Raw genomic sequence first — 23,236 nt, forward strand, 5'->3', positions numbered from 1 at the left:
CAATCTACAAAGCGAACGGGAGGCTCGCCATGGAAGCCGTTGCGAAGACACCGGAACGCGAGGCGTTCTACAGGAAGATCGACGGCGAAAACCTCACCGCGCTCTGGACCGTGATGAGCGATCTGATCACGCCGGAGCCAAGGAGCGCCTGTCGGCCGCATTTGTGGAAGTTCGACGTCATTCGCGACTACATGACCGAAGCGGGCAAGCTGATCACCGCCAAGGAAGCCGAGCGGCGGGTGCTGATCCTGGAAAATCCAGGCCTCCGCGGACAGTCGAAGATCACGACCTCGCTCTATGCCGGCGTACAGATGGTGGTGCCCGGCGACGTCGCGCCCGCGCATCGTCACAGCCAGTCGGCCTTGCGCTTCGTGCTCGAAGGCAAGGGCGCCCACACTGCGGTCGACGGCGAGCGCACGGCGATGGAGCCCGGCGACTTCATCATCACGCCGTCGATGACCTGGCACGATCATTCCAACGAGACGGATGAGCCGATGTTCTGGCTCGACGGTCTCGACATCCCCCTGGTGCAGTTCTTCGACTGCTCCTTTGCGGAAGGCGCCAAGGAGGACAAGCAGAAGATCACGAAACCCGCGGGCGACAGCTTTGCGCGTTACGGCCACAATCTGCTGCCGGTCGACGTGAAGCGAAACTCGAAGACCTCGCCGATCTTCAGTTATCCCTATGCCTACACCCGCGAGGCGCTGGAGAAGGCCAAGGCGCGCGAGGAATGGGACGCCTGCCACGGCTTGAAGCTCAGGTTCAGCAACCCCGAGACCGGTGACTATGCGATGCCGACGATCGGCACGTTCATCCAGCTGCTGCCCAAGGGTTTCAAGACCGCGCGCTATCGCTCCACCGACGCGACCGTGTACTGTGCCATCGAAGGCAAGGGCCGCACCCGCATCGGCGATGCGACCTTCGAATGGGGCCCGCGCGACCTGTTCGTGGCGCCGAGCTGGCACTGGGTGACGCACGAAGCCGAGACGGATGCCGTGCTGTTCAGCTTCTCCGACCGTCCGGTGCAGCAGAAGCTCGACCTCTTCCGCGAGGATCGCGGCAATGCGTGAGGGCAGCGTTGTAGATGCCGTAAGGTGGGCAAAGGCGCGTTAGCGCCGTGCCCACCATCTTTCCATGAATGAAGCAGACGTGGTGGGCACGCTTTCGCTTTGCCCACCCTACGGCATCTGTGCCGGCCTCACCGCCAGTGCAGCAGCCGCGTTTCCAGCCAGTTGATTACTTTCCCGACCGCAAGCCCGAATACCGACAGGATCACAACGCCCGCAAGCAGCTGATCCGTCTGCATGAGATTGCCGGCCTGGAGCACGAAGGCACCGATGCCGAACTGGGCGCCGATCATCTCGGCGCTGACGACGAGCAGCAGCGCCACCGAGGCCGTGATGCGAAAGCCGGCGAGGATCGAGGGCAGCGCGCCCGGCCAGACCACTTTGCGCACGATGGTGGCGAACGGCACGTTGAAGCTCTGCGCCATGCGGATGAGATTACGCGGCACCGCATCGACGCCGCTATAGACCGAGATCGCGGTCGAGAAGAACACCCCGAGCGCAATGGTCGCGATCTTCGGTTCTTCGCCGATGCCGAGCCAGAGGATGAGCAGCGGTAACAGCGCGATCTTCGGGATCGGGAACAGCGCCGAGATGAAGGTGATGCCGACGCTGCGCGCGAGCCGCGACAGGCCAATGGCAAAGCCGACCGCAACACCGGCCGCGGTGCCGAGCAGCCAGCCGACACCGATGCGCAGAAGCGAGGCGGAGACGTGCTGCCAGAGCGCGCCGGACACGGCGAGCTCGTAGATCGCGCGCGCGATCGCCGATGGTGGCGGCAGGAACAGCGGATTGACGAGGCGCGCGCTGCCCGCGGCCTGCCACAGCGCAATGACGAGCGCGAGCGCGACCCAGCCGCCAAAACGACTGCTCGCCGGCACGAAGCCCGCGCCGCGAAAGCGGACCGGCCGCGTCGCAGCATCCTTTGCCCGCGCTTCCGCCTGTGGCGCGCGATCAAGCATGCTGGACCTCGCGCTCGGCATCGATCGCTTCGTTACGGATCAGCGACCAGATCTGGTTCTGCAGCGCGAGCAGCTTTTCACGCGCGGCAGCCTCGCCCCGTTCGGCGCGCGTCATCGGCACTGTCACGACTTCGCGAATGCGGCCGGGCCGCCGCGACAACACGACGATGCGGTCGGCAAGGCGCGCCGCCTCTTCGAGATTGTGGGTAACATAGACCGCGCCCATGCCGCCATCGGCGAGCAGGCCGACGAAGTCCTCCATCAACAGCTCTCGGGTCTGCGAATCCAGCGCCGAGAGCGGCTCGTCCATCAGGAGGATTGCGGGTCTCACCGCAAGCGCGCGCGAAATGCCGACGCGCTGGCGCATGCCGCCGGAGAGCTGCTTGGGATAGGTCTTGCGAAAATCGGTAAGTCCCGTACGGCGCAGGGCATCGTCGACCTGCGCGCGGCGTTGTGCGGACGAAAGCTGCGTGTGCAGCAGCACGAATTCCACGTTCTCCTCCACCGTGGCCCAGGGCAGCAGCGCAAAATCCTGGAACACGAAGGTCAGCGGATTGAGGCTGTCCGCAGGCGGCGCGCCACGCAGCTCGGCCGCGCCGGATGACGGCAGCAATAGCCCACCCAAAATCGACAGCAGCGTGCTCTTGCCGCAGCCCGACGGCCCGACAATCGCCACCACCTCGCCCGCGCTGACGGTGAAGGAGACGTCGTCGAGCACCGCGAGCTCGCCGAAGCGGTGGGTGATGTGGTTGGCGATCAGGTCCATCTGCTAACCCGCGCTATGGACCCGTCATCCCTTGCACAACGGCTTCGCCGTTGTTGCAGGGGTGCTCGCGAAGCGAGCCTCGAAGGATGACGGAGATGAGTGATCGCCTGGGGCATCAATCCGCCTTCACATAATCCTTGGCGATGATCGTATCCGCATCAAAGCCCTTGTCGGCAAAGCCCTGCGCTTGCAGCCATTTGATCTGGTTGTCGACGTTCTTCACGTCCAGCTTGCCGTCGGGATCGATATAGGCGCAATTGCCGACCACCTGCTCGACCGGCAGGTTGGTGTACCTGGCAATGATCTCGAGCAGCGGTTTTGTCTGCTCGTTGATCGGCACGGTGCCGTCCTTCATCGCGGCGAGAATGACGTCGTGATATTCGCGATCGGCTTTTGCCAGCGCGCCGAGCAGCTTCGTCACCAGCACTTTGTTGGCGAGCGTCTTGGGAGAGGCGAACACGGCGCCGAGTTGCCAGGGCGTCTCATCGCCGACCCAGCCCAGGAATTTCGCGCCGCCCTCGTCCATCAGCTTGCGCGCGGTGGAGATCGGAAGCAGCGCGGCGTCGACCGTTTCGCCCTTCAGCGCAGCCGCCGCATTCGACAGCGATTGCAGCGGCACGATCTTCACGTCTGATAGCTTGAAGCCGTACTTGTCCGCGAGCAGGCCGAGTGAATAGTGAAAGGACGATCCGACCTGCGTCATCGCCACGCGCTTGCCGGCGAGATCTTTTGGCGTCTTCAGGCCAGCCGCGTAGGCATTATTGCTGGCGAAATAGCCGATCAGGGGATAGCCGGCCTTTTCGCGGCTCATGCCGCCGATCACCTTCAGCGTGCCCTTGCCGGCGAGATTGTAGAGACCGGCGGTGAAGGCGGTGATACCGAAATCGACGTCGCCCGAGGTCGTGGCGACGGCGATCGGCTGCGCCGCATCGAAGAACTTCAGCTCGATATCGAGGCCGGCATCGCGGAAATAGCCCTTGTCCTGCGCGATGAAGACTGGCGCGGAGGACGACAGCCTGAGCACGCCAATTTTAGCCTTTAGCGGCTCCTCGGCCTGCGCTGCTCCAATCGTCGTCAGCGCCAACAAACCCACACCCGCGAACCGCGCAACCCAACCCATCCGTCTTCCTCCGTCGTCTCTTTACAGGCCCTCTGGCACGGTCTGGTCCCGCCCGATGAAGGCGCCCTGTTGTTTCAATGTTTCCTGCAGTTTTTCAACCGGGATGTCACGCGGGATCTGGTTGCCTGCCAGCGCCAGCGCAGCGGCGGAACCGGCCGCCTCCCCCATCACGAAGCACGCCCCAGAGACGCGTGCCGCCGATTGGCCCTCATGGGTCATGGAGGCGCAGCGGCCGGCGACCAGGAGATTGTCTAGCCCCTCCGGAAGGAGCATGCGATACGGCAATTCGTTGTAGCCGCGCGATTCCGGGATTGGCGGGAACGTGAAGACGACGTCGCCCGGCACATGCGCTTCGATCGGCCAGCCATTGACGCCTATGGAATCCTCGAACGAGGCGCAGGTGAGCACGTCCTCGCCGCTGAGCTGATAGGCCCCCGTAATGCGGCGAGTCTCGCGGATGCCGAGCTGCGGCGGCAGGTCGACGATGTAGGATTTTTCAAAGCCCGGGACGGTGCGCAGGAATTCGAAAGCCGCGAGCGCTTGCCTGCGACCGTCGATCTCGCCGCGGGTGAGATCGTCGGGCTCGACACCGTTGATGGCATGGCCGTCCTCGCGCGCGACCTGGGTGAAATTCACCCGCCATTCGATGCCGTGGCGCTGCGGCCGCACGATCGCGCTTTTTCGCGGAAAGCTGTGCGTGCCGGCGACGAGCGCCTTTTCCATCAACTGCGGAATGGTGCGCCAGGCCTCGCCAGCCTTGTCCGGATCAATGCCATTGAGGCGGAACATCATCGACGGATAGAGCGGATGGCCGTGTTCGTCGCCGATCTCGAAAGGCGCGCCGGCCCAGACTGCGAGATCGCCGTCGCCGGAGCAATCGATGAAGATCTCGGCTCGCACCGCCTGCCGTCCCGCCTTGGTCTCGACCATCAGCGCGTCGATGCGGCGCGCATCGCCCATCACGACGCCGGCGCCGAGTGCGTGGAAGAGGATATCGACCTTGTGGCTGGCGAGAAGATCATCGGCCGCGATCTTGTAGGCGGCCGTGTCATAGGCCTGCGCAAAGACCTTGCCGAGGATCAGATGCGGCTCGTTGAGGCCATCGAGCCGATTGATCCGCGCGAGCAACTCTGAGGCCATGCCCTGCACGAGACGGTGGTGCCTGCCATAGACATTACCGTGCAAGCCGCAAAAGTTGGTGACGCCGGCGGCCGTGCCCATGCCGCCCAAGAAGCCGTAGCGCTCGATCAGGAGCGTTCGCCGCCCTTCCCGCGCGGCCGAGGCCGCTGCGATGATGCCGGCCGGCCCGCCGCCGAGCACGACCACTTCATATTCGCCGTAGAGCGGCACCTGGCGCGCAGGTTCCCGAATGGATTTTTGGTGCAAGACGATCTTCCGGTCGTTTGAGGCCCAAGGCGGCCTTTCTTGCTATCTCGACAAAGCGATCGACGATGTAAAGCCCTGTGGCGCCACAAGACGATTGATCCCGTTCAGCGGAACTGACAGAACAGGCGTCCCCCTAGGATCGATACCTTTGAAACGCACTCTAATTTCGCTGATCTGCCTTGCGATCACCGCCGCGCCCGCTTCCGCGCTGGAGCAGAACTGCCGCTTCATCCAGGCCAAGGCCGACCGCGAGGCCTGCTACAAGCGACAGGAGGAAGAGCTTGCGGCCAAGCGCAAGCCGGAGCCGCCACGCGAGAGCACCACACTCGAATCGATGAAGCAGATGCGGCAGGACGACGACGCGGTCTACCGCAGCATGAGCGGCATCTGCCGCGGCTGCTGAGCGAAGAAGCCGAGCACACGCTGACGATCATTGGCAAGATCGATTTTGCCCCGAACTCGCCGCACCTCTCCCGCTTGCGGGAGAGGTCGGCGCGAAGCGCCGGGTGAGGGCTTTCTCCACGCTGGGATTGTCCATTGCGGAAACACCCCCACCCCAGCCCTCCCCCGCAAGCGGGAGAGGGAGCGCACCGCCTTCGCGGCAACAATCGAGCTTCTTCTCATCCTGCTTTCGGCCTTGCCGCCCCACTTCGCCGCGCGCTTCTCGGCAAAGGACGCCAGCCCTTCAGCCGCTTCCGCGCTCTGGCGCTTGAGCGAGTGCAAATGAACGAGGCGCGCATAGGCGGCGTCATCGACGCTCATGCCGCCGAACGAGCTCTCCAGCGCGAGCCGCTTGGTTTCCGCCATCGCCTCCGGCCCGTTGGCGAGCAACTGCTCGATGACCTTCGCACCGGCGGCCTCCAGCTCGGCGAGCGGCACGACCTCATGAACGAGGCCAATTCGGCGCGCCTCTTCGGCGCCAAACCGCTCGCCGGTCAGCGCGTAGCGGCGGACCTGACGCACGCCGATGGCGTCGCAGAGCTGCGGGATGATGATCGCAGCGGTCAGGCCCCAACGCACCTCGGTGATCGAGAACAGCGCATTGTCGGCCGCGATCACGACGTCGCAAGCCGCGATCACGCCGGTGCCGCCACCGAAGCAGCCGCCCTGCACGAGGGCCACGGTCGGGATCGGCAGCGTGTTCAGCCGCTGCACGGCCTCGAAGGTCGCCCGCGAGGCGGCCTCGTTCTCTCCAGGCAATTGCGGACGCACGCTGTTGATCCATTTGAGGTCGGCGCCGGCCTGAAAATGCTTGCCGTTGCCTTTGAGCACCACGACGCGCAAATCGGGTTTCCCGCCCAATTCGTCCATCGCCGTGAGCACACCTGATATCAGCGCACCGTCATAGGCATTGTTGACCTCGGGTCGATTGAGCGTGATGGTCGCGACCCCGCGCTCATCAAGGGTCCACAAAACGGGGCTGGCCGGCATGGGCGATCCTCTCGGCATTATTCTTTCTCAGGCCACGCACTATGACCGTGGCCGCGCCCCTTGATCCATCACTTTCCGCGGGGAGGCGGTCGCGCCCATCGCATGGCGGCTTGTGCCATGCTGGCCGCCGGCGCGAGCCAAAGATCAATCCTCGGGACGGGGCGGTCATATCATGCGGATTTGCATTTTCGGCGCGGGCGCCGTCGGCAGCCACCTTGCGGTGCGGCTTGCACGCGCCGGCCACGAGGTCTCCTGCGTCATGCGCGGACCGCATCTGGAGGCGGTGCGCGCCAACGGCCTGAAGCTGCGCGTCGGCGAGGCGGAAATTTGTGCCAAGGTCCGCGCCTCCGGTGATCCGGCCCAACTCGGGCCGCAGGACGTCGTGATCTCTACGCTGAAGGCAACCGGCCTGCCGGGCCTCGTCACCGGCATCGCGCCGCTGCTTGGCGAAGAAACCGCGATCGTCTTCGCGCAGAACGGCATTCCCTGGTGGTACAATATTGGGCTACCGCCGCGGCACCCCGCCCCGCCCGACCTCGCCTTCCTCGATCCCGGCGCGCGCCTGAAGAAAACGATTGGCAAGGAGCGGATCGTTGGCGGCGTCGTATTCTCCTCCAATGAAGTGGTCGAGCCCGGCATCGTCGAAAACCTCTCGCCGGACCGCAACCGGCTCTTGGCCGGCGAATGCGACGACCGCACCAGTGAGCGCATCAACCGGCTCCGCGCGGCACTGAACGAGGCAAAGCTCGACTCGCCGCCCATCTCTGACATCCGCGAAGCAATCTGGTCAAAGCTCCTGACCAACATGTCGCTCTCAGTGCTCTGCCTGCTTACCGGTCTCACGGCGCGCGGCGTGCGCAACGACCCCGCCTTCACCGACGTCATTCCGCGCCTGCTCAACGAGGCCAACGAGATCGCTCAGCATTACATCCCCGAGGTCAAGCGGGTGACCCGCAGCGGCCCGGCGCCCAACCACAAGCCGTCGCTGCTCCAGGACTACGAGCTCGGCCGCGCCATGGAGATCGACGTGCTGGTGAAGGCGCCGGCCGCCTTTGCCCACGCTGCGGGCCTGTCGACCCCGTCACTCGACCTGGTCGCGGCCCTCGCGATCCAGAAGGCACGCGACAAGGGGCTTTATGCGGGATGACTGCGCAAAGGCTCAGATGAGCTCATCGATCCACGCCGCGAGCGCATCAAGCACCTCTTCAATCGCCTCTTCATTGCTACGGCCGGACTTCCGCAAGACCAGGAAGGAGTGATCGCCTCCGGCGACCTCGTGCAGCGTAGCCTTCGGGCCGAGTTCCTTGATCACGGGTTCGAGGCAGCTGAGATCGGCGAGCCGGTCGCGCGTGCCTTGCAGGAACAGCATCGGGATATCGATCCCGGCGAGATGAGCCGCGCGCTCGATCGATGGCTTGTTGTCGGCATGCAGGGGAAAGCCGAGGAAAGCGAGCCCGCGCACACGGGGCAGCGGCGCCTTGGACTGCGCTTGCGAGGTCATGCGCCCGCCGAACGATTTTCCGCCGGCGAACAGCGGCAGACCAGGACAGAGCCGCGCCGCCTCGTCGACCGCCGCCCGCACCGCGGCGTGCGCGATCGCAGGCGTGTCGGGGCGGCCCTGCTTCTTCTCCATGTAGAGAAAATTATAGCGCAGCGTCGCGATGCCGCGCTCGGCCAGTCCTGCCGCGACCTTGTCCATGAACGAATGCCGCATGTCGGCGCCCGCGCCATGGGCCAAGACGTAGCAGGCGCGGGGCTTGTCCTGCATCGTCAGCAGTGCGGAGACGACGCCCACGCGCTCGATGTCGATCTTGAGCTCTGTCGCCTTGAGCTCAGTCGTTTTGGCAGTCACAATCACACACCCTGAAAGGCTCGAATCCGGTTGCCTTGGTAGCGCCACCGGCGCAGCCTGAAAACACAATAATTGCCGCTATCGGCTGGCGTACCTACGCCACTGCATCACGATGCGAGGTTTTTATGTCTTATCGCTCCTCCTGGATGACCGAAGAGCTCGAGATCTTCCGCGACCAGTTCCGGAAATTCCTCGCCAAGGACCTCGCGCCGCATGCTGAGAAGTGGCGCGCGCAGAAGATGGTCGACCGCTCCGCCTGGCGCGGGCTCGGCGAGATGGGCGCGCTGCTGCCGAGCGTGCCCGAAGCCTATGGCGGCCTGGGCGCGACCTTCGCCTATGAAGCCGCGGTGCTGGAGGATATCGAGAGCACGGTGCCGGAGGTGACGACCGGCGTCTCTGTCCACAGCGCCATCGTCGCCCACTACATCCTCAACTACGGCTCGGAGGAGCAGAAGACGCGCTGGCTGCCGAAGATGGCATCGGGCGAGATGGTCGGCGCCATCGCCATGACCGAGCCCGGCACCGGCTCGGACCTGCAGAGCGTCAAGACCACGGCGAAGAAGCAGGGCAATTCCTACGTCATCAACGGCCAGAAGACGTTCATCACCAACGGCCAGGCCGCCGACCTCGTCATCGTCGTCGCGCGCACCGGCGAGGTTGGCGCCAAGGGCATCTCGCTGATCGTGGTCGAGACCGCAGCCGCTGAAGGCTATCGCCGCGGGCGCAACCTCGACAAGATCGGCCTGCACGCCTCCGATACGTCGGAACTGTTCTTCGACAACGTCACGGTGCCGCCGGAAAACCTGCTCGGCAAGGAAGAGGGGCAAGGCTTCGTGCAACTGATGCAGCAACTGCCGCAGGAGCGCCTCTCGCTCGCGGTCGGCGCCGTCGCGTCGATGGAGCGCGCAGTGAAGCTCACCACCGATTACACCAAGGAACGCACCGCCTTCGGCAAGCCGCTGCTCGAATTCCAGAACACCGCGTTCAAGCTCGCCGAGCGCAAGACCGAGGCGATGATCGCCCGCGTCTTCGTCGACTGGTGCGTCGAGCGTCTGATCGCAGGAGATCTCGACACCGTCACCGCCTCGATGGCGAAATACTGGTGCTCGGAAAAGCAGGTCGAGACCGCCGACGAATGCCTCCAGCTGTTCGGCGGCTATGGCTACATGCAGGAATACCCGATCTCGCGCATCTTCATCGATTCCCGCATCCAGAAGATCTATGGCGGCACCAACGAGATCATGAAGCTGTTGATCGCCAGATCGCTGTAATCAGGTCCCTGTAGCGCGATTACTTCATCCGTTTGTCGGCGGCGACGAAGTCGATGAAGGTCCTGACTTTCGCGGAGAGATATTTGCGGCTCGGATAGACCGCGAACAGTTTTCCCACGAAGATGATCTGGTCGGGCATGACGTGCTCGAGACGTCCGGCCGCGATGTCGTCAGTGACCAGCCATTTCGGCAGGAAAGCGAAGCCCATGCCTTCGAGCGCTGCCATGTGCAGCAGCGTTTCGTTGCCGCTGCGCAGCACCGGGTTCAGCTTGATGGTCTCGGTGCCGCGCTCGCCGGTAAGGGAGAAGCTCTCGCCCGGATAAAGCGCGTAGTGCAGCAGGGCCTGGCCGGAAAGATCGGCCGGCTTCGTCGGGCGACCAGCGCGTTTGAGAAAGGCGGGAGCTGCGACCATGTAGAACGGGACGCCGGAAATCGGCCGTGCGATCAGCGCCTCGTCGGGTGCGCCCGTCGCGCGCAGCGCGAGATCGAAGCCTTCCTCGACGAGGTTGACCAGCCGCCCGCTGAGATCGACGTCGAGGCGCACCTCGGGATAGCGGGCCTGGTACTCCGCCAGCACACCGGCGAACATCGCATTCGCCATCCACACCGGCGCCGTCAGCCGCAACACGCCGCGCGGGACGACGGTCGCCTTGCTGACGGCGGCTTCGACCTCGTCGAGCGAATCGAGCATCTGGCGCGCCTGCTCGAAATAGAGCGTGCCGCTCTCGCTGAGGCTCACGCGCCGGCTGGTCCGGTTGAGCAGCCGCGTGCCCAGCCGCTTCTCGAGCTGCATCACGTGCTTGCTCGCCATCGCGGGCGAAATGCGCAGGCGCTGGGCGGCGGTCGCAAAGCTCTTCAGCTCGGCGACCAGACAGAACACCCTCATGCTGACCAACGAATCCATGAGATCATCAACATCCAGGAAAGGAACTCCTACCGAAATGCATAATGATCAAAGATCGTGAAACTATCAAATGGTGGCAACCCACTCATTGGAGAAAACCACCATGTCGACTACCGCCATTGAAGCCGCCGCGCCGGGACGCCCGCTTCGAGCCGGACTCTGGATTGCCCAGGTCCTGATCTTTCTGGCCTTTGGCTCAGCCGGACTCGTGAAGCTGCTTACGCCTATTCCGCAGCTTGCCGAGATGATGCCTTGGGCGGGCCAGTATTCGGAAGGCTTCGTTCGCACCATCGGTCTCATCGACCTCGCTGGCGGGATCGGCATTCTCCTGCCGGCGCTGACGCGCATCCTGCCGCGGCTGACGGTGCTGGCCGCGCTCGGCTGCACGGTGTTGCAGGTGTTTGCGCTCGTCTTCCACATCTCACGCGGCGAGGCCGCGGTGACCCCGCTCAACTTCGTCCTGCTGGCGCTCGCTCTCTTCGTGCTGTGGGGACGCGGCCGCAAGGCGCGGATTGCTGCGCGTCGGTTCTGACACAGACCTCGTGGCGCCAGCGATGGTCCTCTCCAACCCATTGTCACGCCGCGGACTGATCGCGGGCGCCTCGATCCTGACCGCGGCCAGCTCACATGCCGCGGCCAAGGAGGATCGCCTCGTCGACGGCGTGGTGATCCTGATCGACAGCAACGAGCCCTATGTCATGGGGCATGCGATCAGCTACTCGGCCAATCTCGCAAAGCATTTTGCCGAGAAAGGCACAAGGCTCATGATCGAGGTCGTCGCCAACGGCAAGGGCATCGAGGTGTTTCGCGCGGACAAGTCCACGCTCGCCGAGCCGCTGGCCACATTGCGGCAATCGCTGCCGAACCTCAGCTACAGCATGTGCGCATCCTCCAAATCGATCGCGGAGGCCAAGGAGCAGATCACGATCCCGCTGATATCAGGCGCGGCGCTCGTGCCGTTCGGCATCGGCCGCGTCGTCGATCTCCAGCTCAGGGGATGGGCCTATATCCATGCGTGATGTGCCTCGTGTGAACCGGACCGGGCTGACGCGACGGGCGATGCTCTTGGCCGCGCCCGCGCTCGGACTGGCTCGCCTGCGTCCTGCTCATGCGGAAAATGGCCCGTGGCCACCGCTGTTCGAGACCGGACGCAGCCAGTTCACCGTGGTGCGGCCTCGCGCGCCGATGCCGCCGCTGCGGCTCAGGGATTTGCGTGGCAAGGATGTCGTGCTGATGGCAAAGCCGGGGCGCGTAACCATCATCAATTTCTGGGCGACCTGGTGCGCGGCCTGCCGCCTCGACCTGCCAGTCATGGCAAGCCTCGCGCGATCGCGGAGCGATGACCTGGACATCCATGCGATCTGCACCGACACAAGGGATCTCGGGAAGATCACGCACTTCCTGGGCGGCCTCAGCACGCAACATCTCCTCTCCTACGTCGATGCCTATGGCGTCGCCGCCGCGGCGAGCGACCCGGCCGATGCAGCCTTCAGGCTCTTCGGCATGCCCATCACCTATCTCATCGGGCGTAGCAATCGCATCGAGGGCTACATCACGGGGGCCGCCGACTGGCTGTCGCCGGCGGGCACGGCGCTGCTGCAGTTTTATCGCGAGCAGGCCTAGTGCGAAGGCTTACCGGCTGCGCCAGTCGCGCGGCCGGCAGCCAAAGCGTTGCTTGAAACGCCGCGTGAAGTGGGAGAGGTCAGAAAAGCCCCAGTCGAACGCGACGGCGCCGATCTCGCGACGCGCCATGGCCTGATCCCTCAGATCCGCCGCGGCGCCGTCGAGGCGGCGTTCCATGATGTAGTCGGAGAACGTCGTGCCGGAACGCTCGAACAGCTTGTGCACGTAGCGTTCGCTGATGCCGACGGCGCCCGCGACCGCGGCGACCGTCAGGCCCGGCTCGCGCAGCCGTTCGTGGATCGCGCGGCGGAGCGCCAGCACCGTGGCATCGGCAAAGCTCGCGGCTTCCGCGACTTGCGCGCGCGAGCGGCGCGACAGGCTCAGCGCCACGAGGTCGAGCAGCACGCTGAACAGGCGCACGCTGTCCTCCTCCGCCATCCGCAATGCGCCGGCGTTGAGCGAGCGCGCCGTCTCGACGATGAGATGGCCGACATGGGGATCATCGGAGACACGCTCGGCCTCGAAATCGAAGCCCGGAGGCAAACGGTCGCGCAGCGCGCGCGAGGGCACCCAGAAGGAAGCGACCTCCAACGTCGGGCCGCGATCATGCCGCAGTGCCAGCTCACGGTCGCTGTCGCAGATGCCGACCTGGCCGCGCGCCAGGCTGACGTCGCGATCCCCCTGCAGGATGCGGCAGCGGCCGGCGAGCTTGAAGTTGAGATAGAAGCAGCTCTCGTTCGAGGCCGCGATATCGCTGCGCGAGCGATGCACGGTATGCTCGGGAAACACCACGCGGTTGACCGCGCCGGCGCCGAACCTGATCGTCTCGACCTTCGCTGGAAAACGCGAGGTCGTCGCCGATTCCGGCGTCAGGTTCATGAACGCCTGGCAGATTGCCTCGCGATAGAAGGAAAACTGCTCGGCCGGTCGCATCTCGGCCGTATTCCAGACGAAGTGCCGCGGCCGGCTTGCTGGATTGACCTGCTCCATCAGTTCGCTCCGAGACCAATCCGGTTCAGCGCCAGCCAAGCGGACCGATCTCCGGCCGGCCCAATATGGCTGCAACAAAGACAATGATCGACGTTCAGTCGGCAGGGTTTCGGCCGGTGATTGCCGCGCCGATCTAACCATCCTTGCGGAGGAGCTACAATATGTCGACCTACGTCCTCGTCCACGGCGCCTGGCACACCGGAGCCGAGCTCGAGCCCGTCGCCGCCCCCATTCGTGCCGCCGGTCACACCGTTCATACGCCCACGATCAAGGGCAACCGGGTGGGCGATGCCAAGACCACGGGGCTCAAGGAGGCGATCCAGTCCATCGCCGATTATCTCGTCGAGAACAATCTGAAGGATGTGATCCTGCTCGGCCACTCCTATGGCGGCATGGTCATCACGGGGGTCGCTGACCTCGTGCCGGAGCGGATCCGCCGGCTGATCTATTGGAATGCCTTCGTCCCCAACAACGGCGAGTCGCTCAACGACCTGGTGCCGCCACACTATCTCGGCCTGTTCGAGGCTATCGCCGCCGAGCGCGGCGACGGCTCGGTGGTGCTGCCATTCCCGATCTGGCGCGAGGCGTTCATCAACGACGTTGACCTCGAGCTGGCGCAGCGTGCCTACGACATCCTCAATCCGCATCCCCTCAAGACGTTCAGCGACAAGATCGTGCTGAAGACCAACCCGGCCGAGATGCAGCTGGCGAAGTCCTACATCAACTGCACCGAGGATACAGCGCTGCCGCACGGTTATCCCTGGCATCCGCGGCTGTCGGAAAAGCTCGGCCTGTTCCGCCTGGTTCAGGTGCCGGGCAGCCACGAATTGTGCTTCTCCGATCCGGCCCGGCTGGCACGCGCGATCTTGGAGGCGGGGCGGGACTAAAGCGCGATGAGATTAGGATGAATCGTCATCGCGCTTTAGGTTGTTGTTTGCGCATGATCTTTTCGGAAAACCGCGCCGCACTTTTCCGGATCCTACTCTAACGCGCGTCCGTCGAAAGCGAGACGACGTTCGATATTCGCTCGCGCCGCCGGGTTCGGCGGCACAGCCCTTGCTTGGTCGCAAACGAATTCAGATCGGTGGAAGCAACCCTCCTTGTCACGTGTGGCGCCCCGCCATACGCTGCCGGCCATCGGCAGCCGCCATCTGGTTTCGTTTGCGTCAGGTCAGGAGAATAGCGAATGGTTCACGTCTCGCGTCGGAAACTGCTGCAGCTCGCGGCTGTCGCGCCATCGGCACTTCCCGTTGCATGGACATCGGTTGCATCTGCCGCGGGCGGAAAGAAGATCCTGACGGCGGTGATGCAATCAGACCTTCGCGTCACCGATCCTGGCTTCACGACCGCCATCATCACCCGCGACCATGGTTATATGGTCTACGATACGCTGCTGGGCATCGATTCCGGCTTCAAAGTGCGGCCGCAGATGGCTGACTGGACGGTGTCCGCGGACAAGCTGACCTACACCTTCACCTTGCGCGACGGCCTGAAGTGGCACGACGGAGCGCCGGTGACGGCGGAGGATTGTGTCGCCTCCCTGAAGCGCTGGGGCGCGAGCGTCGACGGCATGGCGCGCAAGCTGATGGACTTCACGGCAGGCATCGAGGCCCCTGATGCCAAAACGATCGTCCTCAAGCTGAAGGAGCCCTATGGCCTCGTGCTGGAGACGATAGCCAAGCCATCGTCGATCTGCGCCTTCATGATGCCCAAGCGGCTGGCCGAAACCCCGATCAGCAAGCAGATTCCGGAGCAGATCGGCTCCGGACCGTTCAAGTTCGTGGCTGCCGAATTCCAGCCCGGCGTGAAAGCCGTTTACGAAAAGAACGCCGACTACGTGCCGCGCAAGGAGCCGGCCGAATGGACATCGGGCGGCAAGGTGGTCAAGGTCGACCGTGTCGAGTGGCTGACCATGCCGGACGCGCAGACCGCGCTCAACGCGCTGCAATCCGGCGATGTCGATTTCGTTGAAACGCCACCGTTCGACCTGCTGCCCATGCTCGAATCCAACCCGGACATCAACATCGCAATCCTGAACAAATTCGGCTTCCAATCGTTCGGCCGGATGAACTTCCTGCATCCGCCGTTCGACAATGTGAAGATCCGCCGCGCCGCGATGCTCGCGATCAACCAGAAGGACGTGCTCGACGCGCAGATCGGCAATCCCAAATACTACAAGCTCTGCGGCGCATTCTTCATTTGTGACACGCCGTTCGCCAGCGACGAGGGCGGCGAGACCTTGATCAAGGGCAATGGCATGGCGGAAGCCAAGAAAGCCTTGGCCGAGTCCGGCTATGACGGCACGCCCGTCGTGATCCTGGCGCCGGGCGATCAGATCCTGCTGAAAGCGCAGCCAATCGTGGTCGCACAGCTCCTGCGCGAGGCCGGTTTCAAGGTCGATCTGCAGGCGATGGACTGGCAGACCGTGGTCACCCGCAGGGCCAACCAGAAGCCGCCGAAGGAAGGCGGCTGGAACATGTTCTTCACCTACCAGGGCGCAGCCGACTCGATGAACCCGCTCGTCAATGGCGCGATGGTCGGCAAGGGCAAGGAGGGCGGCTGGTTCGGCTGGTCCGAGGATCCCAAGCTGGAGCAGCTGCGCGACGCGTTTGCCCGCGCCACCTCACCGGAAGAGCAGAAGAAGATCGCGCTCGACGTGCAGAAGGAAGCCTACGACCAGGTGATCTACGTTCCGCTCGGCCAGTTCCAGGCGCCGAGCGCCTGGCGCAAATCGCTCACCGGCGTGATCGACGGCCCGGCGACGCCGATGTTCTGGAACGTGGACAAGAATGAGTGAGCTACGCTCCCGGCTTGGGGCAGAGCAATCGCATTTGGATTCTTGCTGTTTCTGCAGCAGCCGCTTCAACAAGTTCGGTGTCGTCCCGGCGAAAGCCGGGGTTCATAACCCCAGGCAGTAGTTGTAGCGCGAGATATGGGTTACCGATCCTGGGTCAAATACGATCCTGTGGTTATGGGTCCCGGATCTGCGCTTCGCTTGTCCGGGACGACAATAAACTTTTCGCCTCCCGCGCAAGCGGGAAACTCGTCGACCGCGCGCGTGCCCTACTTCGGATGCCACCAACGGCCGCCGATGACGACGCCTTCGGACACGACTTTCTGGCTGCCCGCGAGGTGCTCGCCAACCACGTCGACATAGTCGAACTGCCCTTCGCGAACCGTGATCAGCGTGGCATCGCCGACGCTGCCCACCTTGAGGCTGCCAAGCTCGGGGCGGCGCAGTGCCATCGCGGCGTTGACGGTCGATGCAGCGATCACGTCGGGCAGCGACATCCCCATGCACAAAAACTTCGACATGGTCGTCACCTGATCGAAGGCCGGACCGTCGATGCAGAGTAGGTGGATGTCGGACGAGATGGTGTCTGGATAGAAACCGTTCGCCAGCATCGCGCGCGCGGTCTTGAAGGCGAACGAGCCCTTGCCGTGACCGATGTCGAAGATCACACCGCGTTCGCGCGCCTCCAGCACCACCTTCTTCACCGTCCCTTGCGCGGTCGCAGGCGTATTCGGGAACGGGCGGAAGGCATGGGTCAGCACGTCGCCCGGGCGCAGCCGCGCGAGCACCTCTTCATAACTCGGCGGCGGATGGTCGATATGCGCCATCAGGGGCATGCCGACCTCTTCCGCCACTTCGAGCGCGATATCGAGCGGCACGATGCCCGAGGTACCGGAGGCGTGCAGGCCGACGCGCACCTTGATCCCGACGATGAGGTCGCGGTTGGCATCCGCTACCTTGGCGGCATCGATGGGGTTCATCAGCCGCAGCTCCTCGCTCTCACCGACCATCACCTTGTGCGAGAAGCCGAAGATGCCGGCATGCGAGACGTGCAAATAAGCGAGGATGCGGACCTGGCTCGGCTCGATCACATGCTTGCGGAAGCCGGCGAAATTGCCGGGACCGGCGCTGCCGGTGTCCACCGCAGTAGTGACACCGGAAAGACGGCAGAATTCTTCGGCATCGATGCCGAGCGAGGTGCCGCCCCAATAGACATGGGTGTGCAAATCGATCAGGCCAGGCGTCACGATGTAGCGAGAAGCGTCGCGCACATCGGTCCCCGGATCCGCCTTGAGCCCGCTGCCGATCGCCGCGACCCTGCCGCCCGAAAACGCGACATCCGTCACCGCGTCGAGCTTCTGCGAGGGGTCGACGACCCGTCCGCCGCGCAGGATCAAGTCAAAAGGCATCGTCATCTCCGGGTGTCACATGGCATTGCAAGCAACAGGAATGGGCCAGGCTGGAAGGTATTCTTCCAGCCTGGCCGTTTCGTCGTCCTGTTAGCAATTTTCGCGCCGACTAAGCAAATCGACGGCGATCACTGACCATTGGTCTTGCGGGCCGTTTTGGGCGCCTCGTCCTTCAGCCGCTCCAGCGCATCAGGCATCATGCGGCCGAACATCGAGCTCAGCATCGCGGTCGGGATCAGGCCCGCATTGCCGGTCTCCTGGCCCGGTCCGCCGGACATCAGGAATTGTGGCACCAACGGCTGATTGATCTTGGTCAAGGCTTCCGCGAACTTCGTAAAGTTTTGCTCGGCCAGGCGGAATTCCGGCCCGCCATAGGCCTCGACCGAGAGCTTGGTCGCCTGCGCGTTCGCAGCGCCGACCGCGAGCGCCCGATCGGCCTCGCCCTGACCTTCGAGCCGCGACTGCTCGCCGACCGCAGCCGCCGTAACCTTTCGGGTCTCTGCGTCCTTCTGCGCGCGGGCGAGTGCTGCGGCGCCTTCGTTCTCGTTCACCTTGATCTGGATCAGCGATTGCGTCAGCGCCGACTGCGCGGCCGCTGTCGCCTTGGCCTCGTTCAGCGCGCGCTCCTGCACCGCAGCCTTTTCCTGCTCCTGGTAGGTCTCGATCTGCTCACGCGCGATCTGGCGCGAACGGAGCTGGATCAGGATGTCCTCGATCGTGTGGTCGCCCGCGGCGGCGCGCGGCGTACCGATCAGGACCTCCTGGAGGTCGAGCGAGTAGCTTGCGAACTTCGCCTTCATCTGCCCGGCCGACTCCTCCTGGACCGACGCGCGGTTCTGCAGCAGCTCGATCAGCGTCATCTTCTGCGCGATGTTCTTGAAGAACGCGCTGACCATCGGATCGAGGGTCTGCTCGACGAGCTTCTTCACGTCGCCGAAGCGCTGGATGATCATCGGCGCCTTCTTGTAGTCGATGTGCATCACCACCGAGAGCGGCAGCGTCGGCTCGAACGCATCCTTGGTGATCAGCGAGATCTCCGACAGATTCTCATCCAGCTTCATCGCACCGACTTCGCCGCGTACCCATTTCAGGATGAAGTTGACCGTCGGGATGATCTCGATCTTGCCCGCATAGGTGTTGAACGCGTATTTGCCGGGCAGCAGCGGATCCCGCCAGACACCGCGACCGCCATTGAGGACGAGCTCACCGTGGCGATACTGGTCGCCCGACACGTCGTCGGACTTGGGTCCGGTGTAGAAGATGACGACGCCGACGTTGCCGACCGGAATCACCGTCTTCGGCACGGCCTCGACGGTCGCGAACAGGCGGTTGATGTACCAGGTGCCCTCGACGATGATCTGAAGCTGCCGGCCGCGATAACCGCCGGCTCTCAGGAATTGCTCGGGCTCCTGGAAATTATTGTGAAAGGTCTCATCGTCGTGCAGATCGACGCCGACCTCGGGCGCGATGATCTCGCCTGAAGGCAGCGACGGACCGTCATGCACGGTGACGATGCCGACCAAGTCGTGATCGGCCGCGAGCACGACGGGCGCAAAGCCCCATCGCTCGGCGATCGTCAGCTGCATCGCGTCGAGCACGCCGCGCTCCTGCTCGCACAGGGCATGGCCGTAGACGCGTTCGTCGGTGATGATCGCGAACTGCGTCGTGTTGATCGCATAGGTGCCTTCGCGCAGGATCTTGCGCTGCGGCCCCTTCTGCCCGCCGCCGAGCAGGAATCGACGCGTGTCCTCGAAGTCCGACTTGTCCTCGGTGTCATTGGCGCCGAGAACCTGCGAAGCGCCGAGCGGCGCGCCGTCGCGCGCGAACACATAGGCGATTTTGCCCTGTCCGACCGTGACGAGATCCGATTTGTGGATGCGGTACATGAACGGAAAGAACACGTGCAGGCCACCGCGCAGGACTTCCGGCTCGTAGCCGGCTTCCCCGTTCAGCGCGATGAAGCCGCCGGCGATCGAGCCCTTGGTCGTCCATAGCTTCTCGACGATGCCGACCTGGTTGTTCGGGATATAACGGAAAATATTGGCGACGCGCAGCAGGATCAGAAGCGCGATCACTGCCGCGGCCCACAGCGCGGGCTGGATCGGCCAGGCGCCATTGAAACCATTGAAGTCCATAGTTCATCTCCACAATTCGCAACTGGGCGGCTTTGGTTAACCAAGCCACACCTCAGAATTGCGGGAGCGCAGATGTGAATACGGAGCCTGCTTCGCAAGCCGCGTGTCGCGCAAAGCCGTGCCAATCTTTTTTTATTGGCTACTTGACGGACGGGACGGAGTAAGAAACGCGATCGGTTCTGAAAAACCGGACTTGAGAATGGCGATCCCGGGATGACTCGAACATCCGACCTACGGTTTAGGAAACCGCCGCTCTATCCGGCTGAGCTACGGGACCGCGGAACCTGCATAGGGTGCAGGCGCTTGCGGCCTCCATAGCAGAGCAGGTCGCAAATCGCCAGCCTTGCGATGCGCCGAATGGGTGGCAACGCGGCGGTCTCAATCATGCTCCTCGAGCTGGGCCGCCGCGCCGTGAACCGGGCAATTCGCGTCCGGAGCGGCCAGCATCCCGGACGGCTCGAGCTCATCCGTCTTGGAGTCATGGGCAATGACGGCGCAGGTGCAGCCGAGCGCGATCGCCTCCGCCGTTCCGGGTTTTGGTAACGCGCCATCCGGCGTTGCAGGTATCCGCATCAAAACCTCCCGCCTGTTGGATGTCCATTTCTCCCGCAAAGCGAAACATTGACCATCGTCAATCGTTTCATCCCCGCTCTAATATCCCCGATTTGGTCCATCGGGAGCGCCACCATGATCGAGAGCATCAGCGCCATCACCCTCGCCACCCATGACATGGCGCGTGCCGTCGGCTTCTATCGTTCGCTGGGCTTTGAGATTTTGCACGGGGGCGAAGCCCAGGCGTTCACGAGCTTCCGCGCCGGTCCCGGCTATCTCAACCTGATCGCCCAGCCCACGGACAAGCGCTGGTCCTGGTGGGGCCGCGTCATCTTCTACGTCGCCGACGTCGATGCCATTCATCAGCGCGCGCTCGCGGCCGGATGGCAGCCCTCGACCGCGCCACGCGATGCCGAATGGGGCGAGCGCTACTTCCATCTCACCGACCCTGACGGCCACGAGCTGAGCTTTGCGCGGCCGTTGTCCTGATCCGATAAGTCACGCCCGCTGACGTTCCCCAATGGGCAAGTGGCGGCGTCTCAGCCGCTGTGGCAAGCTCAGTGCGGTTTCCTCATGCGAGAAGTGTATCGGGCTCTAACCAGGGAGGACGACCATGGTGGCCTATGTCGTGCTGGGAAACTTCACCGACCAGGGAATCCGCAACGTCAAGGATTCACCGAAGCGAGCCGACGCCTTCAAGGAAATGGCGAAGACATTCGGCGTGACCGTGAAAGAGCTCGTCTGGACGCAGGGGCGATATGACTTTGTGACCCTTCTCGAGGCTCCAGATGAGGCCGCGGCCATGTCGCTCAGCGTCAGCGTTGGCGCACTCGGCAATGTCCGCACGGAAACGCTACGCGCGTTTTCAGGCGCGGAGATGACGAAGATTGTCGGCAAGATCGCCTGACGCAAAAGCGCGCGACACTTCGGCCCGCGTGGGTGCGGGCTCACCGGTCCGCAGTACAGCCCGGCAGATCGAACAGCGCCGCGAGCCCGCATTTCGAGGTCAGCATCTTGTCGCCGTCATGGCCGATGCCGGCGACGTCGAAAAGCTTGTGATTGGGCGTGCCGTGGTCGCGCTTGGCCATCGCGTCGGCATAGGCGTGGCCGCGGGCGTAGCGATAGGGTCCTTGCGCGCGCGCCATGCAGCTCTTGTCCAGCGCCGGATGCTCAGGATTGGTGTCGAGCGTGCCGAGCAGATAAATCACCTCGCGCTCGACATAGCGCTGTTCGAGCGCGGCGGGCGTGGCGTCGCTGAGATAAGGCGGTCGCCCCTCCATGCCGTATTTCCAATTGTCGTAGCCGGCGCAGGAGGCGGCGATCGACGGCTCGGGCCGCTCGCTGCTGAAATATGCGTAGGATGACGGATTGGCGACGACGTAGCGAACCTCGATGTGTTGGCGCGACAGCGCCGCCTCGCCCCTGCCCGCGATGGCATAACGCTGCGCGACCTGGCCGCCGCCGGAATGACCGGCCACCACGACCTGCTTGAGATTGGGGAAGATGCGCCGGTCGCCGAGCTTGGCGAGGATCGCATCGAGTGCCTCGAACGAGGAGGCCGGGTTCGGCGCAAGCGCGGCCTCGCCGCCCTCCCATCCCTCCAGCGACCAGCGCAGCGTCTCGTCGGGCAGCTTGTATGCGTCGACGTCGATTTGCGCCAGAAACTGCGGAACGATCATGATGGTGGCCCGGCCCTCGTCGCCGGCCGCCGCCTGCGCCGCCCGCGCCGACTTGTAATAAACATCCGCATTGCGCAACCGCCCATGCAGCACGATGACGGCGCGGGTGATCGCTGGCAGTGGCAGCGCCCAATCGCTGGAGAGATAAAGTGGCAGGACACCCTGATCGCCGACCGCAAGGCGGGCGTCGGCGACCGCCTTCACCGGTGCGCGGTTGGGCGCCTCCTCATCGGCGGCATTCGCGTGACACGACAGCAGTGTCAACGCAATCGCCGTGACAAATGTCCGCCATCCCATAGGCAAAATTCCTTTCCACGCGAAGACTCGACTAGAAGCCCTCTTGACTTGAAGCCTTCTTGACTTGAAGCCTTCTTGCAACTCTATGCGCATCATGTGCCATGCCGCTGTGACCGGCTGGCCACGTCAAGCAAAAAATGTCAGCAATGCAGCCATGAAAATGTCGGGTTCCACGGGTGACAAGTGGCTGGAAACAGGCGAAAATTCGGCTGATTCAGTTGAGTTCCACAAAGATTGTATCTGTTGAATGTCGTTCGTGATCGCTTCGCGTAGCGCGAGATTGTCGCTTGGCTTGATTGCAGGGCTCATCCTGCTGATGCCGGCGCATGCCCGCGCGGAATGGTGGAAGCGCACGCCGGGCGATTTCGAGGAATGCGCCGATCGGGCCGAGAGATATGCAACCAAGCAGGAGAAGACGGCGGCGCTCGCCGAGTGCAACGCCAAGTTCGCCGGCCGCCGCAAGATAGGTGGCGGGTACACCTACTACGACGTCCTCCAGGATCGCAGCTTCGACATCACCGGTCCCAATCCGACGCCGGAGGAACAGAAAAAGATCGACGAGTCCTACGCCGCCTATCTCGCCAATCAGCGTCGGGCCAACCTGGCTGCCGAGGCCGCCGCTAAGCAGCAGCAACAGCAACAGCAACAACAAGAGCAAGTCCAGCAGGTCGCACTGCGCACCGAGACGGCGCGCGTGCCGGTTCCGGTCGAGCGGCCCAAGCAGCCGCGCCCGAAGGCATGCACCAAGGACTCGTTCTCCTGCGAATGGCCAAGGCTGTCGGAGAGCTTGAACGAACTGAAGAAGCTGTTCAGCCCGGCGCCGAGCAAGGCGAAGAAGGGCTGAAACCTTCGCACCATCCCTGCGAGCCGGGATCGGGGACTCTCCTTACCCTCCGCCGTCATCGTCCGACTTGATGTTCAGCGCGGGGACATGACCGACGGGTGTTCGGGGACATAGCCGACACATCATAGTGCATGGATTTGGCAATGTGGGAGGCCAA

23 protein-coding genes, 1 tRNA gene and 1 pseudogene are annotated in these 23,236 nt (G+C 63.8%); 12 read left to right on the forward strand and 13 right to left on the reverse strand.

Annotated features, from left to right (window positions below; translation table 11 throughout):
* The first annotated feature begins 29 nt into the window (after positions 1 to 29).
* Positions 30 to 1,070: a gentisate 1,2-dioxygenase gene (gene gtdA / locus Q3C01_RS25385; protein ID WP_458148027.1), complete on the forward strand. Its 1,041-nt coding sequence runs from the start codon at positions 30 to 32 to the stop codon at positions 1,068 to 1,070.
* A 128-nt stretch (positions 1,071 to 1,198) separates the two neighbouring features.
* Here the strand turns inward: gtdA and Q3C01_RS25390 are convergent, their stop codons facing one another.
* The 4 genes from Q3C01_RS25390 to Q3C01_RS25405 all read right to left on the reverse strand — a co-directional run bounded on the left by Q3C01_RS25390 (position 1,199) and on the right by Q3C01_RS25405 (position 5,298).
* A complete protein-coding gene (locus Q3C01_RS25390) occupies positions 1,199 to 2,026 on the reverse strand; it encodes an ABC transporter permease (RefSeq protein ID WP_458148028.1) in 828 nt (275 codons plus the stop codon).
* A complete protein-coding gene (locus Q3C01_RS25395; protein WP_458148029.1) occupies positions 2,019 to 2,792 on the reverse strand; it encodes an ABC transporter ATP-binding protein in 774 nt (257 codons plus the stop codon). Before Q3C01_RS25395 ends, Q3C01_RS25390 begins: the two co-directional genes overlap by 8 nt.
* A gap of 115 nt (positions 2,793 to 2,907) precedes the next feature.
* Positions 2,908 to 3,912, reverse strand: coding sequence for an ABC transporter substrate-binding protein (locus tag Q3C01_RS25400; RefSeq protein WP_458148030.1), 1,005 nt, complete (start codon positions 3,910 to 3,912; stop codon positions 2,908 to 2,910).
* A 21-nt stretch (positions 3,913 to 3,933) separates the two neighbouring features.
* Positions 3,934 to 5,298, reverse strand: a complete 1,365-nt coding sequence (locus tag Q3C01_RS25405) for an FAD-dependent oxidoreductase (RefSeq protein ID WP_458148031.1) — start codon at positions 5,296 to 5,298, stop codon at positions 3,934 to 3,936.
* A 148-nt stretch (positions 5,299 to 5,446) separates the two neighbouring features.
* On the opposite strand from Q3C01_RS25405, the gene Q3C01_RS25410 reads away from it, so the two are divergent.
* A complete protein-coding gene (locus Q3C01_RS25410; protein WP_458148032.1) occupies positions 5,447 to 5,701 on the forward strand; it encodes a hypothetical protein in 255 nt (84 codons plus the stop codon).
* A 236-nt stretch (positions 5,702 to 5,937) separates the two neighbouring features.
* Here the strand turns inward: Q3C01_RS25410 and Q3C01_RS25415 are convergent.
* Positions 5,938 to 6,729: pseudogene (locus Q3C01_RS25415) on the reverse strand (enoyl-CoA hydratase-related protein); the annotation flags it as partial.
* A gap of 172 nt (positions 6,730 to 6,901) precedes the next feature.
* On the opposite strand from Q3C01_RS25415, the gene Q3C01_RS25420 reads away from it, so the two are divergent.
* A complete protein-coding gene (locus Q3C01_RS25420) occupies positions 6,902 to 7,876 on the forward strand; it encodes a ketopantoate reductase family protein (RefSeq protein ID WP_458148033.1) in 975 nt (324 codons plus the stop codon).
* A gap of 12 nt (positions 7,877 to 7,888) precedes the next feature.
* Here Q3C01_RS25420 and Q3C01_RS25425 read toward each other — a convergent pair whose 3' ends face one another.
* Positions 7,889 to 8,581 carry an alpha/beta hydrolase family protein gene (locus Q3C01_RS25425; protein ID WP_458148034.1) on the reverse strand — a complete coding sequence of 231 codons (693 nt, stop codon included), beginning with the start codon at positions 8,579 to 8,581 and terminating at the stop codon, positions 7,889 to 7,891.
* A 125-nt stretch (positions 8,582 to 8,706) separates the two neighbouring features.
* On the opposite strand from Q3C01_RS25425, the gene Q3C01_RS25430 reads away from it, so the two are divergent.
* Positions 8,707 to 9,852, forward strand: a complete 1,146-nt coding sequence (locus tag Q3C01_RS25430; protein ID WP_458148035.1) for an acyl-CoA dehydrogenase family protein — start codon at positions 8,707 to 8,709, stop codon at positions 9,850 to 9,852.
* A gap of 19 nt (positions 9,853 to 9,871) precedes the next feature.
* On the opposite strand, the gene Q3C01_RS25435 is transcribed toward Q3C01_RS25430, so the two are convergent.
* Positions 9,872 to 10,756 carry a LysR family transcriptional regulator gene (locus tag Q3C01_RS25435; RefSeq protein WP_458148036.1) on the reverse strand — a complete coding sequence of 295 codons (885 nt, stop codon included), beginning with the start codon at positions 10,754 to 10,756 and terminating at the stop codon, positions 9,872 to 9,874.
* A gap of 103 nt (positions 10,757 to 10,859) precedes the next feature.
* Between Q3C01_RS25435 and Q3C01_RS25440 the strand changes: the two genes are divergently transcribed.
* The 3 genes from Q3C01_RS25440 to Q3C01_RS25450 are packed head-to-tail and all read left to right on the forward strand — an operon-like array spanning position 10,860 to position 12,379.
* A complete protein-coding gene (locus tag Q3C01_RS25440) occupies positions 10,860 to 11,288 on the forward strand; it encodes a DoxX family protein (RefSeq protein ID WP_458148037.1) in 429 nt (142 codons plus the stop codon).
* A gap of 22 nt (positions 11,289 to 11,310) precedes the next feature.
* On the forward strand, positions 11,311 to 11,775 hold the full coding sequence (locus Q3C01_RS25445) for a DsrE family protein (protein WP_458148038.1): 465 nt from the start codon (positions 11,311 to 11,313) through the stop codon (positions 11,773 to 11,775).
* Entirely contained in the window at positions 11,768 to 12,379 is a 612-nt protein-coding gene (locus tag Q3C01_RS25450) for a TlpA family protein disulfide reductase (RefSeq protein WP_458148039.1), read from the forward strand. The genes Q3C01_RS25445 and Q3C01_RS25450 overlap by 8 nt, the downstream gene beginning before the upstream one ends.
* A 9-nt stretch (positions 12,380 to 12,388) precedes the next feature.
* Here Q3C01_RS25450 and Q3C01_RS25455 read toward each other — a convergent pair whose 3' ends face one another.
* The gene (locus tag Q3C01_RS25455) at positions 12,389 to 13,369 is read right to left on the reverse strand and encodes a helix-turn-helix domain-containing protein (RefSeq protein WP_458148040.1); all 981 of its coding nucleotides are present in this window, start codon (positions 13,367 to 13,369) and stop codon (positions 12,389 to 12,391) included.
* 161 nt (positions 13,370 to 13,530) lie between these two features.
* Here Q3C01_RS25455 and Q3C01_RS25460 point away from each other — a divergent pair, with 161 nt between their 5' ends.
* Both Q3C01_RS25460 and Q3C01_RS25465 read left to right on the forward strand, forming a co-directional pair.
* Positions 13,531 to 14,256, forward strand: a complete 726-nt coding sequence (locus Q3C01_RS25460; protein ID WP_458148041.1) for an alpha/beta hydrolase — start codon at positions 13,531 to 13,533, stop codon at positions 14,254 to 14,256.
* A gap of 299 nt (positions 14,257 to 14,555) precedes the next feature.
* Entirely contained in the window at positions 14,556 to 16,166 is a 1,611-nt protein-coding gene (locus tag Q3C01_RS25465) for an ABC transporter substrate-binding protein (protein WP_458148042.1), read from the forward strand.
* A 266-nt stretch (positions 16,167 to 16,432) separates the two neighbouring features.
* On the opposite strand, the gene Q3C01_RS25470 is transcribed toward Q3C01_RS25465, so the two are convergent.
* From Q3C01_RS25470 to Q3C01_RS25485, 4 genes are all read right to left on the reverse strand, one after another.
* Positions 16,433 to 17,572 (reverse strand): amidohydrolase/deacetylase family metallohydrolase, encoded by a 1,140-nt coding sequence (locus Q3C01_RS25470; RefSeq protein ID WP_458148043.1) that lies wholly within the window; start codon positions 17,570 to 17,572, stop codon positions 16,433 to 16,435.
* A gap of 128 nt (positions 17,573 to 17,700) precedes the next feature.
* Positions 17,701 to 19,707 (reverse strand): SPFH domain-containing protein, encoded by a 2,007-nt coding sequence (locus Q3C01_RS25475; protein WP_458148044.1) that lies wholly within the window; start codon positions 19,705 to 19,707, stop codon positions 17,701 to 17,703.
* 200 nt (positions 19,708 to 19,907) lie between these two features.
* A tRNA-Arg gene (locus Q3C01_RS25480) sits at positions 19,908 to 19,984 on the reverse strand.
* Positions 19,985 to 20,085: 101 nt separating this feature from the next.
* The gene (locus tag Q3C01_RS25485) at positions 20,086 to 20,280 is read right to left on the reverse strand and encodes a hypothetical protein (RefSeq protein WP_458148045.1); all 195 of its coding nucleotides are present in this window, start codon (positions 20,278 to 20,280) and stop codon (positions 20,086 to 20,088) included.
* Between the two features lie 114 nt (positions 20,281 to 20,394).
* On the opposite strand from Q3C01_RS25485, the gene Q3C01_RS25490 reads away from it, so the two are divergent.
* Positions 20,395 to 20,748 (forward strand): VOC family protein, encoded by a 354-nt coding sequence (locus Q3C01_RS25490; protein WP_458148046.1) that lies wholly within the window; start codon positions 20,395 to 20,397, stop codon positions 20,746 to 20,748.
* Positions 20,749 to 20,872: 124 nt separating this feature from the next.
* Entirely contained in the window at positions 20,873 to 21,166 is a 294-nt protein-coding gene (locus Q3C01_RS25495) for a GYD domain-containing protein (RefSeq protein ID WP_449381148.1), read from the forward strand.
* A gap of 40 nt (positions 21,167 to 21,206) precedes the next feature.
* Here Q3C01_RS25495 and Q3C01_RS25500 read toward each other — a convergent pair whose 3' ends face one another.
* Positions 21,207 to 22,235 (reverse strand): alpha/beta hydrolase, encoded by a 1,029-nt coding sequence (locus Q3C01_RS25500; protein WP_458148047.1) that lies wholly within the window; start codon positions 22,233 to 22,235, stop codon positions 21,207 to 21,209.
* Positions 22,236 to 22,482: 247 nt separating this feature from the next.
* On the opposite strand from Q3C01_RS25500, the gene Q3C01_RS25505 reads away from it, so the two are divergent.
* Entirely contained in the window at positions 22,483 to 23,079 is a 597-nt protein-coding gene (locus tag Q3C01_RS25505) for a hypothetical protein (protein WP_458148048.1), read from the forward strand.
* The last annotated feature ends 157 nt before the right edge of the window (positions 23,080 to 23,236 follow it).

Source organism: Bradyrhizobium sp. UFLA05-109 (assembly GCF_054185165.1).